Annotated in this window: 13 protein-coding genes; 6 read left to right on the top strand and 7 right to left on the bottom strand. The window is 70.5% G+C overall.

What is annotated here, in order from left to right; translation table 11 throughout:
* The first annotated feature begins 22 nt into the window (after nucleotides 1–22).
* Nucleotides 23–1,411 (top strand): glycosyltransferase family 4 protein, encoded by a 1,389-nt coding sequence (locus tag AB0J16_RS19395; RefSeq protein WP_358540941.1) that lies wholly within the window; start codon nucleotides 23–25, stop codon nucleotides 1,409–1,411.
* 24 nt (nucleotides 1,412–1,435) lie between these two features.
* Here the strand turns inward: AB0J16_RS19395 and AB0J16_RS19390 are convergent, their stop codons facing one another.
* Entirely contained in the window at nucleotides 1,436–2,341 is a 906-nt protein-coding gene (locus AB0J16_RS19390; protein ID WP_358540938.1) for a trypsin-like peptidase domain-containing protein, read from the bottom strand.
* A 203-nt stretch (nucleotides 2,342–2,544) separates the two neighbouring features.
* Between AB0J16_RS19390 and AB0J16_RS19385 the strand changes: the two genes are divergently transcribed.
* On the top strand, nucleotides 2,545–3,258 hold the full coding sequence (locus AB0J16_RS19385) for an HNH endonuclease family protein (RefSeq protein ID WP_358540935.1): 714 nt from the start codon (nucleotides 2,545–2,547) through the stop codon (nucleotides 3,256–3,258).
* 43 nt (nucleotides 3,259–3,301) lie between these two features.
* Here AB0J16_RS19385 and AB0J16_RS19380 read toward each other — a convergent pair whose 3' ends face one another.
* A complete protein-coding gene (locus AB0J16_RS19380) occupies nucleotides 3,302–4,138 on the bottom strand; it encodes a GDSL-type esterase/lipase family protein (RefSeq protein ID WP_358540932.1) in 837 nt (278 codons plus the stop codon).
* 217 nt (nucleotides 4,139–4,355) lie between these two features.
* Between AB0J16_RS19380 and AB0J16_RS19375 the strand changes: the two genes are divergently transcribed.
* Nucleotides 4,356–5,600 carry an isochorismate synthase gene (locus tag AB0J16_RS19375; RefSeq protein WP_358540929.1) on the top strand — a complete coding sequence of 415 codons (1,245 nt, stop codon included), beginning with the start codon at nucleotides 4,356–4,358 and terminating at the stop codon, nucleotides 5,598–5,600.
* A gap of 29 nt (nucleotides 5,601–5,629) precedes the next feature.
* On the opposite strand, the gene AB0J16_RS19370 is transcribed toward AB0J16_RS19375, so the two are convergent.
* Genes AB0J16_RS19370 through AB0J16_RS19360 form a run of 3 tightly spaced genes read right to left on the bottom strand, consistent with a single transcriptional unit; the run spans nucleotide 5,630 to nucleotide 8,302 of the window.
* Nucleotides 5,630–6,244, bottom strand: a complete 615-nt coding sequence (locus AB0J16_RS19370; RefSeq protein WP_358540926.1) for a YigZ family protein — start codon at nucleotides 6,242–6,244, stop codon at nucleotides 5,630–5,632.
* A 55-nt stretch (nucleotides 6,245–6,299) separates the two neighbouring features.
* Nucleotides 6,300–7,727, bottom strand: a complete 1,428-nt coding sequence (locus AB0J16_RS19365) for an MFS transporter (protein ID WP_358540924.1) — start codon at nucleotides 7,725–7,727, stop codon at nucleotides 6,300–6,302.
* Complete coding sequence (locus AB0J16_RS19360; protein WP_358540922.1) at nucleotides 7,724–8,302, bottom strand: helix-turn-helix domain-containing protein; 579 nt, start codon at nucleotides 8,300–8,302, stop codon at nucleotides 7,724–7,726. The genes AB0J16_RS19365 and AB0J16_RS19360 overlap by 4 nt, the downstream gene beginning before the upstream one ends.
* A gap of 206 nt (nucleotides 8,303–8,508) precedes the next feature.
* On the opposite strand from AB0J16_RS19360, the gene AB0J16_RS19355 reads away from it, so the two are divergent.
* On the top strand, nucleotides 8,509–8,778 hold the full coding sequence (locus AB0J16_RS19355) for a hypothetical protein (protein WP_358541427.1): 270 nt from the start codon (nucleotides 8,509–8,511) through the stop codon (nucleotides 8,776–8,778).
* Here the strand turns inward: AB0J16_RS19355 and AB0J16_RS19350 are convergent.
* A complete protein-coding gene (locus AB0J16_RS19350; protein ID WP_358540920.1) occupies nucleotides 8,711–9,130 on the bottom strand; it encodes a transposase in 420 nt (139 codons plus the stop codon). The genes AB0J16_RS19355 and AB0J16_RS19350 overlap by 68 nt on opposite strands.
* Nucleotides 9,131–10,226: 1,096 nt before the next feature.
* On the opposite strand from AB0J16_RS19350, the gene AB0J16_RS19345 reads away from it, so the two are divergent.
* On the top strand, nucleotides 10,227–10,805 hold the full coding sequence (locus AB0J16_RS19345; RefSeq protein WP_358540917.1) for a TetR/AcrR family transcriptional regulator: 579 nt from the start codon (nucleotides 10,227–10,229) through the stop codon (nucleotides 10,803–10,805).
* A gap of 19 nt (nucleotides 10,806–10,824) precedes the next feature.
* Here AB0J16_RS19345 and AB0J16_RS19340 read toward each other — a convergent pair whose 3' ends face one another.
* Entirely contained in the window at nucleotides 10,825–11,349 is a 525-nt protein-coding gene (locus AB0J16_RS19340) for a CGNR zinc finger domain-containing protein (RefSeq protein WP_358540911.1), read from the bottom strand.
* A 96-nt stretch (nucleotides 11,350–11,445) separates the two neighbouring features.
* Between AB0J16_RS19340 and AB0J16_RS19335 the strand changes: the two genes are divergently transcribed.
* Nucleotides 11,446–12,318: a hypothetical protein gene (locus AB0J16_RS19335; protein ID WP_358540908.1), complete on the top strand. Its 873-nt coding sequence runs from the start codon at nucleotides 11,446–11,448 to the stop codon at nucleotides 12,316–12,318.
* The last annotated feature ends 31 nt before the right edge of the window (nucleotides 12,319–12,349 follow it).

Raw genomic sequence — 12,349 nt, 5'->3', positions numbered from 1 at the left:
CGGTTCAAGGGGGACTTCTCAGGTGCGCGCACTGGCACGCAAGGGCAAGTCGGCGATGGTCCGGCTGTACAAGGGCTACAACCGCCGCAAGGTGCGCAAGGCGCCGCCGCCGTCCACGGACAAGGTCAGAATCCTGATCCTGCACGCGTACGGCATGGGCGGCACGATCAGGACCGTCTTCAACCTCGCCAGTTATCTGGCCGAGAACCACGACGTGGAGATCGTCAGCATCCTGAAGGAGGCCGAGGAGCCCTTCTTCCCGATCGACCCGCGGGTCAAGTTCCGCTTCCTGGACGACCGGCTGAACCCCGGCCCGGATCCGGTACGCGCGATGCTGTCGAAGCGGCCGAGCAAGCTCATCCCACCGGAGGAGTCGGCGTTCCACCGCTTCAACCTGTGGACCGACCTGAAGCTGGCCCGCTACATCCGCTCGCTCGACACCGGGATCCTCATCTCCACCAGGCCCGGCCTCAACCTGGCGATGGCCCAGTTAGCGCTGCCGAGCGTCATCACCATCGGCCAGGAGCACGTCGCGCTGCGCACCCAGCCGGAGGCGGTGCAGGAGCTGATCAAGTGGCGCTACCGCCGCTTCGACGCGCTGGCCACCCTCACCAAGGCCGACCTGCGCGACTACCGCGCCGCCCTGCCCAAGAAGCCGAAGCGGCTGATCCGCATCCCCAACGCCGTGCCGCCGATGACCGGCGACGTGGCCAAGCTCGACTCCAAGGTCGTCATCGCCGTCGGCCGGCTGACCCGCCTCAAGGGCTTCCACCGGCTCATCGTCGCCTGGGAGGAGGTCGCCAAGACCCACCCCGACTGGAAGCTGCGCATCTACGGCGCTGGCCCCCAGGAGGACAACCTGCGCCAGCAGGTGATCGACGCGGGTCTCGAAGGCCAGATCGAGCTGCCCGGCGCCACCTCCGACGTCGGCGCCGAGCTGGAGAAGGCGTCCGTCTTCGTGCTCAGCTCACGCCACGAGGGCTTCCCGATGACCATCCTGGAGGCCATGGCCAAGGGGCTGGCCATCGTCAGCTTCAACAGCCCGCACGGGCCGAAGGAAATGATCACCGACGAGGTCGACGGGCTGCTGGTCAAGCCGCGTACCAACGCCAACCTCGCCACCTCGCTCCTGCGCGTCATCGAGGACGAGGAGCTGCGCCGCCGCCTGGCGGCCGGGGCGCTGGAAACGGCGCGCTCGTACGACGTGGACGTCATCGGCGCCCAGTGGGACGCCCTGTTCGAGGAGCTCCTGGCCCGCCGCAACGGCACCTACGTCAAGCCGACACCGCCCGCGGAACCGGCGTCAGCATCGCCGTCAGCCGAACCGGCACCGGCACCGGCACCGGCACCGGCACCCACGGAATCCGCACCGGCGCCGACCGAGCCCGCGCAGACTCCGTGGTCCTCCTGACGGCCGACTAAGTCTGACGGCCGACTAAGCGCGGCTCGTCAGCTCGACCGGCTCCGCGATGACGTCCACCAGCGCCCCGTTGCGGTGGACCGTGATCGGCAGGGGCCGCCCGATCGCCTCGGCGAACATCAGCCGCTGCAAACTCTGCGCGTCGCCCACCGGATGGCGGTCCGCGCTCAGCACCAGATCCCCCGCCCGCAGGCCGGCCCGGTCTGCGGGCGATCCGGGCATCACCTCCACCACCCGCAGCGCGCTGTCCTGGCCGGTCCGCCGCCGCAGCGGCTCGCTCAGCGGCGCCGGCGAGGTCACCAGCCCGAGGTAGGCCCGTCGTACCCGGCCGTCCTTGATCAGCGTGGCGATGATCGCCCGCGTCGTGCTGTTGACCGGCACGGCCAGCCCCACCCCGACGCCGGCCACGGCCGTGTTGACGCCGACCACCCGCGCCCGCGAGTCGGCCAGCGCTCCTCCCGAGTTGCCGGGGTTCAGGGCCGCGTCGGTCTGGATCACATCCTCGATGAGGCGTACGGCCTGACCGCTCCGGGCCGGTAACGACCGTCCCAGTCCCGACACCACGCCGGCCGTCACCGAACCGGCCAGCCCCAGCGGGCTGCCCACCGCCACCACGAGCTGTCCCACCACCAGCTCGTCGCTGTCGCCCAGGACGGCGGGCTCGGGCGTGGGCTGCTGCGCCCTGATCACCGCCAGATCCGACAGCGGGTCGCGTCCCACCACCAGGAACTCACCCGACGACCCGTCGGCGAACGCCACCGTGCCCGCCCTCGACGAGCCCACCACGTGCGCGTTCGTCAGCAGGAACCCGTCGGCCGTGAAGACCACCGCCGACCCGCTGCCCCGGTCCGCCCGAACACTGGCCACCCTCGGCAGCAGCTCGGCCGCCACCGAGGAGACGACGCGGGAGTAATCATCCATGACGACACCCTTCTCAGTTGCTTACATCATTACTCTGCAACTGAGAGAACGGCCACCACCCATGAAGATCCACATCCGGATCAACAGGACCGCGCGCCACACACCCCTCTCTCTGCCGCCTCAAACCTCTCACTGTGTCAAACACCACAATGTCGGGAATTGATCTCTAGAGAACCTGTGCCCAAGAATCCCCGGAGGCGTACTTGAGCACAAAGGAAACGGTCGCCCTTCTGGCGGGGGGCGTCCTGGTCGTCTCCCTCGTCGGCAGCACCAAGACCAGCCCGGCCACCGCGGCCAGCCCCCTCACCAACACCAGCGGAACCCGCCCAGGACTCGCCCCCATCGCCACCGACGCCGACCGGGCCAGCGCCCGCTCCCTCATCAAGCGGCTCCGGGTCAAGGGCCGCGGCCCCAAGACCGGCTACGAGCGGACCAGGTACGGCGACAACTGGGCCGACACCGCCACCGGCGTCCCGTACGCCCGCAACGGCTGCCGTACCCGCGACGACCTGCTCGCCCGCGACGGCCATGACGTCAAATATCGCCAGGGCTCCCGCTGCGAGGTCGTCTCCCTCGTCCTGACCGACCCCTACACCGGCCGGACCATCGACTGGCGCAAGGCCCACGCCGACGAGATCCAGGTCGACCACGTCATCCCGCTCGCCTATGGCTGGCGGATGGGCACGCCGCGCTGGTCGATGTCCAAGCGCGTGGACTTCGCCAACGACCCGCTCAACCTGCTGCCCGTCTACGGCGCCGCCAACGAGCAGAAGGACGCCTCGGGGCCGGCGGGCTGGCTGCCGCCGCAACACCGTATCCGCTGCGCCTATGTCACCCGCTTCGCCCAGGTCGCGCTCAAGTACGACCTGCCCGTCACCCGCGCGGACAAGAACGCCATGCTCGCCCAGTGCCGCTGACCGCCACTCAGAAGACCAGCACCGCTCAGATGACCAGCGCCCCTCAGAGCACGTCGATCCACTCGAAGCCGTTCTTGAACGTCAGCTGGGCCAGGGCCCGCTGCCCCTGGGCGTTGGGGTGGAAGTAGTCCCACTTGCTGATGTGGTCGAGCGTGAACGGATAGGCGAACACCGCGCCCCCGTCCGTACGGCACGCGGTTCCCAGCGTCGCGCACGCCTCGGCGGCCTCGTGGTTGTAGGCCATCACGCGCGCCCGCACCCTGGCCCGCCGCGCCACGTCCGCGGGCTTGGCCGACGAAGGGGAGGCCAGCATCGTGGGGCAGATCCGGCCGAGCGTCCAGAACGTGCGCGCCAGCGCGTTGCTCTTGCCGACCTGCCACAACCGGCGCAGGTCGGGAATGCTGGCGAAGAACACCCTGACCCCCGGCACCCCGGCCCGCAACTCCGCCAGAGCCGCGTCGAGCCGCTGCCGGTAGACCCGCACGGGCGTCATGTCCTTCTCCGCCGGCTTGCAGGCGTCCTGGGCGCCGATGAGGATTGTGACGTATGTCGCCTTGGCGGTGATCGCCTGCTTCACCTGACCCATCAGGTCCGCGCTCGTCGACCCGGGCACCGCGAAGTTGCGGTTGTGCCCCATGATCGTCCGGCTCAGCCCGGCCAGCCGCAGGTAATGGCTGGTCACCTCGGCGTTGTCCCCCGCCGACCAGGAGCGGGAGGTGCACGAGACGTACCAGCCGCACGCGTTGAACCCCGCCGAGACCGAGTCTCCCAACGCCGCCATGACCTCCGGGACGGGCTCCGCCGAGGACGACGCGTGTGCCGTACCGGAACCGAGAAGAACGAGGGCAGCGGCGAAGAGGGGTGCGAGACGAGTGATCATGCGGCCCAAAGTAGGGATGGGCGCGGAGGCCGACTATGTCGTCAAGGCAACATCTGCCATCTCGGGACCGTGTTCATATCGCTGCTTGACAGTCCTGATCCGATGGGGATGCTCCGAATATCATGCGGGTTCCCCCTTTATCTGGGTTCATTGACCGTAACCGGTCATTCACGGGGGTCCCAGTCGAACGTGTTCAGTTCCCGCATAGAGTGTCTGGGTGAGTGTCGCGCTCGGAACCACCCGCCCGCTACCGGTTCGCACCGCCCCCATAGGTGACCCCGGTGACCTGCTGGCCTCCCTGCCCCGGACCGCCGCCCCCTATGCCTGGATCCGGCACGGCGAAGGACTCGTCGGCTGGGGTGAGGCCGCGCGGGTGGCCGTTCCCGCAGGTCCCGACCGGTTCGCCTGGGCGAGCCGGTGGCTCGCCGATCTGTTCGGCGACGTCCACATGGACGGCTATTTCGACGGTCCCGGCGGGATGCCCGGCGTCGGGCCCGTCGCCTTCGGCTCATTCACCTTCGACGAGAACGCCGCCGGCTCCGTCCTCGTCGTGCCGCAGGCGGTGCTCGCCCGGCGCGGCGGCCGCGCCTGGCTCACCACCATCGGCGACGCGCGCCTCGAACCCCTCACGCCCGTAGGCGATCCGGGCCGCATCAGCTACGGCGACGGCAGCCTGTCCGCCCCCGAATGGGAGCATGTCGTCGCCCAGGCCACCCGGCGCATCCGCGAGGGCGAGCTGGAGAAGGTCGTCCTGGCCCGCGACCTGATCGCCACGGCCGAGCGGCCGATCGACGTACGCCTTCTGCTCGACCGCCTCGCGCAGCGCTATCCCGACTGCTACACCTTCTCCGTCGCCGGCCTGGTCGGCGCCACCCCCGAGCTGCTGATCCGGCGCACCGGCAAGGAGATCGAGTCGCTGGTCCTGGCCGGCACCACGCCGCGCGGCACCGGTCCGGCCGACGACCTGTCGCGCGGCGCGGCGCTGTTCGCCTCGGCCAAGGACCGGCACGAGCACGAGTGCGCGATCGCGTCCGTACGCGAGACGCTCGCCCCGCTGTGCTCGTCGCTGCAGACGCCCGACGAGCCTGAACTGCTCATGCTGCCCAACGTCCAGCACCTGGCCAGCCACGTCACCGGGCGCCTGGCCGACGGCGCGTCGGTGCTCGACGTGGTCGCCGCCATGCACCCGACCGCGGCCGTGGGCGGCACGCCCACCGACACCGCCATCAAGGTGATCCGGGAGCTGGAGGGGATGGATCGCGCGGGCTACGCGGGTCCGGTCGGATGGATCGACGCGCACGGGGACGGGGAGTGGGGGATCGCGCTGCGCTCGGGGATCGTCCGGGGGCGCCGGGCGCGCCTGTTCGCGGGCGCCGGCATCATGGGCGACTCCGACCCGAGCTCCGAACTCGCCGAGGCGCAGGCGAAGTTCCGCGTCATGCAGTACGCCCTCGAGGGATGACGTTCCTGGTTGCTGTTACGGCGTCGTTCTTAGCCGGCTACGTGGATTCTGTTGCCCGGTGTCACCTGAGCCCTGCCCGCTGTCAGGGTGGCCAGCCAGTCCGTGAAGGCGGCTGTCTCGTCGTCCGCCACCGCCACCGTGAAGACGACCTTGCTGCCGTAGGACACCTCCCTGATGGGGTGTCTCGACGCCCGTAGGTCGTTCTCTATGCGGCCCGCCTGGTCGTGGGCCACCGTCACCTCGATGAGCGTCGCCGGGATCATGCGGATCGGTACCGCCTGGTCCAGGGTCTCCGTCACCGCGGAGCTGTAGGCGCGGACCAGGCCGCCGGCGCCCAGGAGGGTGCCGCCGAAGTAGCGGGTCACCACCGCCACCACGTCGTTGAAGCCCCGGCCGGTCAGGGCCTGGAGCATGGGGGTGCCCGCAGTGCCGCCTGGTTCGCCGTCGTCGTCGCCCTTCCGGTCGTCGCCGATCACGTAGGCCGTGCAGTTGTGGGAGGCGCTCGGGTGCAGGTGGCGGCGTTCGGCGATGAAGGCCGAGGCTTCCGCGAGTGTCCTCGCCGGGGCGACCGCGCAGACGAAGCGGGAGCGGCGGGCCTCCGTCTCGTGCTCGATGGCGGCGCTGAGAGTGAGGTAGGAGGACACGTCCACAGATTAGTGCTCGCCGGGCAGGCCGTCGGGGCTGGCATCCCCCGCATGGTCATGGGCTGCGGCTGCTCTCCACTGATGCTGGTCCCGAGGGCGAGCCCACGCCACGAGAGTGGTCCATCTGCCGCCATTCACGGCGCAACCCGGTCAGCCCGATGGTGAGGAAGTAGGCCGCCCCGCACACGACCAGCACCGGCGACAGTCCGGCGGCGGCCACCGCCGCGCCGGCCATGAGCCCGCCCAGCGGAATCCCGGCCCAGGCCAGCGAGTCTCCCAGCGCGTTGACCCGCCCCAGCAGCCGGCGCGGCACCCGCTCGAACAAGATCGCGCCCAGGATCGGGTTGATGAGCCCTCCGCCGAGCCCACTCACCGCGAACACGACCAGCATCACCCACACCGGCGCGTCCATCGCCAGGACCAGGTACCTCGGCGGCCCCGCCACCAGGAAGGCCACGAAGAACACCACCCGGCGCCGCATCCGGTGTGCCACCGCGGCGGCCACCAGACTCCCGCCGACCGCCGCCAACCCCATGACGCCGCTGTTCAGCCCGATCACGGCGGGGCCGTGGCCGGACTCCCGGGCCCACACCGGCACGAGTACCTGGGCGAACGCGGCGTCCAGCAGATTCGTCACGGCGACCATGAGGGTGAGGGCCAGCAGTATCGGCTCGGCGCGAAGAAAGGCGACCCCCTCGGCGAACCGCCGCCAGTAGCCCGTCGCCCGCTCCCCCTCACCGGCCGCCGAATCACGGACCGGGCCCTCGCCAGGCTCCCGTGCGGGGATCGGCCCGCCGGCCTCCGGCACTGGAGCGGCGCCCTGATTGTCTTTCGTCTGGGCGTAGAGCGAGCCGCCCTGATCGTCTTCCGGCTGGGCGACCGCCTCCGATGGCTGGGCGCGTGGCAGCGTCCACACGATGACGACGAACCCGAGCGCGAAGCAGGCCCCGCTGAGCGCCAGCCCCACCAGCGGTCCGGCCAGCGCCACCAGTGCCCCGCCCATCGCCGGACCCAAGGTGGCGGCCAGCCGTTCGGTCACACCCGACAGTGCGGCGGCCCGCTCCAGCGGTATCCGGCCACGTTCGGCCGCCTCCGGCACCATGACCTCCTTGGCCAGGTCGCCGGGCCCGCGAGCCGCGCCGATCAGCGCCACCAGCCCGAGCAACGCCGGGAAGGCCAGCAGATCGAGCGCGTGCAGCAGAGCCACGGCCCCGGCTCCGGCGGCGCTCACCACGTCGCCGACCCACGAGACCCGGCGCGGGCCCAGGTGATCGACCAGCGGCCCCGCGAGCAGCTTGACCAGGACGTACGGCGCCATCTCGCAGAAGGCCACGAGCCCGGTCATGGCGGCGCTGCCGGTCGTGACGAGCACGAACCACGGCAGCGCGATGGCCGAGACCCGGGTTCCGGTCAGCGACATCGCCATGGCGGCCAGGACACCGGCCAGCGGGCGTAAGGACCGTCCGGTCGCAGGAGGAGTCATGCCGGATCCGGCTCCGATCCGTCCGGCTCCGGTAGCAGGTGCATGACGAGGGACACGCGTTCGGCACCCTCGCCCATCTCCTCTGACGCGTCGCGCCGGTAGCGGTCGATCACGGACAGCAGCTCCTCGCGCATCCGCCCCGCCTCGTCCGGCGTGAGGCGGAGCGCCCAGTGGCTGATGTCGAAGGCGTCGAACCAGGGGCGGGGCATGGTCTGCAGTTCGTTCAGCGCACGCTGGGTCAGCAGGCTGTGCGCGGCGGCCACGGAGCGCAGGTACGCCATCAGCGCCTCGGGCTCCTGCCTGGCCACGTCGCTGGAGGTCAGCCGGGTCACCTCGTGCACCGCGCGCCACCACCGCTCCCGCGCGTTCCCGCGTTCGGTGTCCTCCTCGACGAAGCCCGCTGCCGCCAGCCTGCGCAGGTGGTAGCTGGCCGTACCGGAGTTGACGCCGAGGCGCTCGGCCAGCCGGGTGGCCGTCGAAGGACCGTACTTGCGCAGCAACTGGACCAACTCCACCCGCACCGGATGAGCGAGGGCCCGCAGACCCTTGGCATCGAGAACTACGACTGAGGTCATGCCCCCACCCTAGATTGCCAACATCTCTTCGCAAAGAGTTCTTCGCGAAGAGATGTTGGCAATCACTGCGCTCCATCGTCGACGCCGCTCGCGAGTGCGGCCGGCGCGTGGCCGAGCGCCAGGTCACGCTGGCCGTCTTTCGCGCGGCATCGGCGAACGGCGCTGGCCTTTACATTGTAGATTTACTGGCGCGGTAAAGTGGGATTGTGAATCCCCCCTTCACACCCCTCGCCCCTGAAGACCCTCCCGAGATCGGCGGTTATCGCCTGGTGGCGCGGCTGGGAGCCGGTGGCATGGGGCAGGTCTTCCTCGCCAGCACCCAGAGCGGCAGGCGCCTGGCCGTCAAGGTGATGCTCGACTCCGGACAGAACGGCATCTACCAAGCGTGCGTCGACAACACCAAGTACATCAACTACCACCGGCTGAAGCCGGGGGTTTGCTCTCACGGTCCCGTCTGGCTGAGGGGAGGCCGGTAGCGTGTGGCTGGTTGATGGCAGCCCAGCCCGCTATGCCGCGTGTGGCGATGTTGCGGGCCGCGATGTGGTCGGCGTGCCCAGCGAGGCCACACCTTTTGCAGACGAACCGGCCCCGTGCCGGCCGGTTCGCCCGGCTGACGTGCCCGCAGTCCGGGCAGGTCTGGGAGGTGTAGGCGGGGTCGATCAGGACGAAGGCGATCCCGGCTCGGGCGGCTTTGTAGCGGGTGAAGGTGATCTGCTGGGCGAACGCCCAGTTGTGCAGGGTGCGCCGCTGGAGCCGGTGAGCCCTTACCCGCCCGCGGATGCCCTGAAGGTCTTCCAGGGCATCCGCGGCCGGTGCGTTCGGCTTCACGCACCACGAATGTGCTGATTTGGTGGTTGAGGTCGGTCATCATCCGGTGCTCACGCCCGGACAGACGGCGCAGCACCCGCCGCGCCGAAGCAGTGCCCTTCTTCTGCAGCCGTCGGCGCTGGCGATGGCGCCGTTCCCGCAGCGTGCGGACGTGGCCGTTGCCGCCGACCGATCCCGGCAGGGCGGGGCCGGGCAGCACCGCGCCGTCGCAGGTGACCGCCAGGTTCGCCACCCCTTGATCCACCCCCACGAAGCCGCCGACCGGCTCACGCACCACCTGCTGGGGCAGAGTCAGGGCGACCTGCAGCAACCACACCCCGCGCCGGCAGATCAGGTCGGCCTCCCCGAGCAGCAGCCTGTCCACGGCTTTGAGGTCTTCTGGCCGACCGGTGTAGGGGACGGTGACGCGGCCGGTGGGAGTCCACAGCGACACCGTCCGGGCGTCCCGGTTGAAGCTCATCAACCGGACGTCGTAAGGGACGGCGCCGTGCGGGCGGAAGATGTGGGCGCGTTTCTTGCTGGCGCGCCGGTTGGCGTAGGCGCCGGCGACCCGGGCGATGGCCCGCACGGCCGCTTGCGCGCCCAGCCCGGCCACCTGCCCGCGCACCTCGTAGTAGGCCAGCCGATGCAACTCCACCACAGCGAAAGTGCGGTGCTGCCAGGCCAGCCGCGAGACAACGGTGGCCGCCTGATTACACAACAGCACCGCCGCCGCCAAGGCGTCGACCTGGGCCGGGGTGGGTGTGAGCCGGAGCTGCACGGTCGTGGGCAGGCCGTGGCGTTTGGTGGTGGAGCGGCGGATCGCCATCGCGCACCTCCTGTCACAGCTTCCTCACCCACCGCACATATTGCCGAACGTAACGGAGTCTTTCCATACTGTTTTCGAAAGGAGGGGTGGCGCTTCCTCCCGGCCCTGAAGGACCAGGTCTCCGCGCCACCGTTCAGATGAAGACGACCAGGCCAAAGGCAGACTGGTGTGCGTCTTCGGCCAGAGCACGATCGGTCTCGTCAAGGTGACGAAGGTCAGCGAGGGTGACAGCAACTACATCACTATGGACCTGACAGTCTGGCAGCGCTGACGCCTACTCTTGAAGTCATGTCCGTGACGCCCTTGCGGGGCGGGCCGGCGCGCGAGGCCGAGTTACTCGGCGTCGTGCTCGATGTGCTGCGCGAAACCGGCTACGACCGGCTGACCATCGACGCCGTGGCCGCACGCGCGAAGGCGGGCAAGCACACCGTCTACCGGCGCTGGCCGTCCAAAGCGGAATTGGTGGTCGCGGCATTCGTCAACGCCGTCTCCACCACGCCGGTGGCGCCCGACACGGGTGAGCTGCGGGCCGATCTGCTCGGGCTGATGGAGTCGCTGGTGGGCGAGCTGGCCCGGCTGGGCGACATCGTCGCCGGGCTGATCGGGGAGATCCTGCATAACGCCGACCTGGCCCGCGCGGTGCAGCAGAACTACGTCGCGACGCGCCGCCGGTTGACGCTGGAGGTGTTCGAGCGGGCCTGGGCCAGGGGCGAGCTGTCCCGCAGCGCCGACACCGACCTGCTGTGGCAGGTGGGCCCGGCGGTCCTGTTCTTCCGGGCATTGGTGAGCGGCGAGCCGGTCGACAGCGAGCTGGCCCGGCGACTCGTGGACCACGTCGTGCTACCCCTCGCACTCAACCGCCGATAGCGTCTCTGATCAGCCCTCGCTAGGCCCGCCGCCGGGCCCGATACGCGCTGGCCTTGGCGCGGTTCTGGCACGACAGCCCGCAGAACCGCCGCGAGGCGTTACGCGTCACGTCGAAGAAGACCAGCGAGCACCCCTCCGCCTCGCACGACCGGAGCCGCACCCCCTGCCCCACCCCGATCACCATGGCTAGCGCGGTGCCGATGTCGGCGGCCCAGGCGTCGACCAGTGAGGCCCCCGGCTGGTGGAAGGCCAGTATGGGCGGCTCTCCGCCCAGGTGGGCGATGGCCGCGTGCCGTACCAGCAGCGCGTTGAGCGACGCGACGGAATCGGGACCGCCGCCGAAGACGGGCCGCAGCTCGGCGGCCACCGCCGCCAGGTGGTCGGCGTCGGCGGCGGTCGGCGCCCCGGCGGGCGGCCGTTCGAGGCGGGCCATGGCATCGAGTACGGCGGCACGGCGCGCGGCTCCGCCGGCCGGCGGCTCAAGATCGCGCCCATGCGCCTCACCCACGGCCAGGACGTTCACCAGGAGGACGGCGAGCTCCACCCACCGGCCAACATAACTGTCTATTTGCGATTGACCAGTGATGCGCCAGGAGTCTATCGTCACTGTCATAGCGTACCTAGGCAGTGAGGAATCGGCATGTCCATCGATGGCAGACTCGCTCGGCGCATGTGGCACCAGTTGGAGCCGATCCACGCGGCGCTGTACTTCTCCCCCCAGGCCTTCGAGGAGGCGGCGGCGATCGGCTACGACGTGGAGTCGCGCTGGCCGAGCTACTTCGCCTTCCGCACCGCGCCGTTGGGCCGCGCGGGCACGAACCTGGCCTTCGCCACCTATTACAGCTTCAGCCCGCGGACGATCGCCGAACACGTTCCGGCCGTCTGGGACACCGCGGGTCCCGCAGAGGTGCTGCGCGCCCGCCATCGGGCCGTGGACCGTACCTATCGGACCCTGCTCGGCGACGGGATCGGGGCGCTCGGCGAGGCCGCCGAGCTGGCCCGGCGGGTGGCTGAGAGCGTGACGGTGGGCGGACGGCCGTTCGCCGCCGCCAACCTGGACCTGCCCTGGCCCGATGAGCCGCACCTGGCGCTCTGGCACGCCGCCACCGTGCTGCGCGAGCACCGCGGCGACGGCCACCTGGTGGCGCTGCAGGCGGCGGAGCTGGACCCGTGCGAGTCGCTGGTCACCTTGGCCGCGATCGGCGGCGCCCCGGTGGCCAACTTCGCCGGGCGCGGCTGGAGCGAGAGCGAGTGGGCCTCAGCCCAGGACCGGCTGGCCGGGCGCGGCCTGGTGGACACCGAGGGCCAGGCCACCGACCAGGGGCGGGCGCTGCGCGACCAGGTCGAGCGGATGACCGACGACCTGGCCGCCGACCCGTGGCGGCAACTGGGCGAGCAGCGCGCCGATCGGCTGGCTCAGCTCATCCAGCCGGTTCTGGGAGCCGTCTTCGAGGCGGGCATCCTCCCGATGACCAGCACGCTCGGCATCGCCACCGTGAAGGTCCCCGACTGAGCGCCGTGCCCTCCCGCGCGGGCCGCGGTGA

It is taken from the genome of Nonomuraea sp. NPDC049750 (assembly GCF_040659625.1).
Lineage (GTDB): Bacteria > Actinomycetota > Actinomycetes > Streptosporangiales > Streptosporangiaceae > Nonomuraea.
Note: the sequence above shows the minus strand (reverse complement) of the source record. Positions and strands in the feature narration are given on the sequence as shown.

Bases quoted from the DNA above. Each gene is read 5' to 3' on its own strand.
- AB0J16_RS19390 (WP_358540938.1), bottom strand. From the start codon at position 2,341: ATGGATGATTACTCCCGCGTCGTCTCCTCGGTGGCGGCCGAGCTGCTG.
- AB0J16_RS19345 (WP_358540917.1), top strand. From the start codon at position 10,227: ATGTCCGTGACGCCCTTGCGGGGCGGGCCGGCGCGCGAGGCCGAGTTA.
- AB0J16_RS19335 (WP_358540908.1), top strand. From the start codon at position 11,446: ATGTCCATCGATGGCAGACTCGCTCGGCGCATGTGGCACCAGTTGGAG.
- AB0J16_RS19380 (WP_358540932.1), bottom strand. From the start codon at position 4,138: ATGATCACTCGTCTCGCACCCCTCTTCGCCGCTGCCCTCGTTCTTCTC.
- AB0J16_RS19365 (WP_358540924.1), bottom strand. From the start codon at position 7,727: ATGACTCCTCCTGCGACCGGACGGTCCTTACGCCCGCTGGCCGGTGTC.
- AB0J16_RS19360 (WP_358540922.1), bottom strand. From the start codon at position 8,302: ATGACCTCAGTCGTAGTTCTCGATGCCAAGGGTCTGCGGGCCCTCGCT.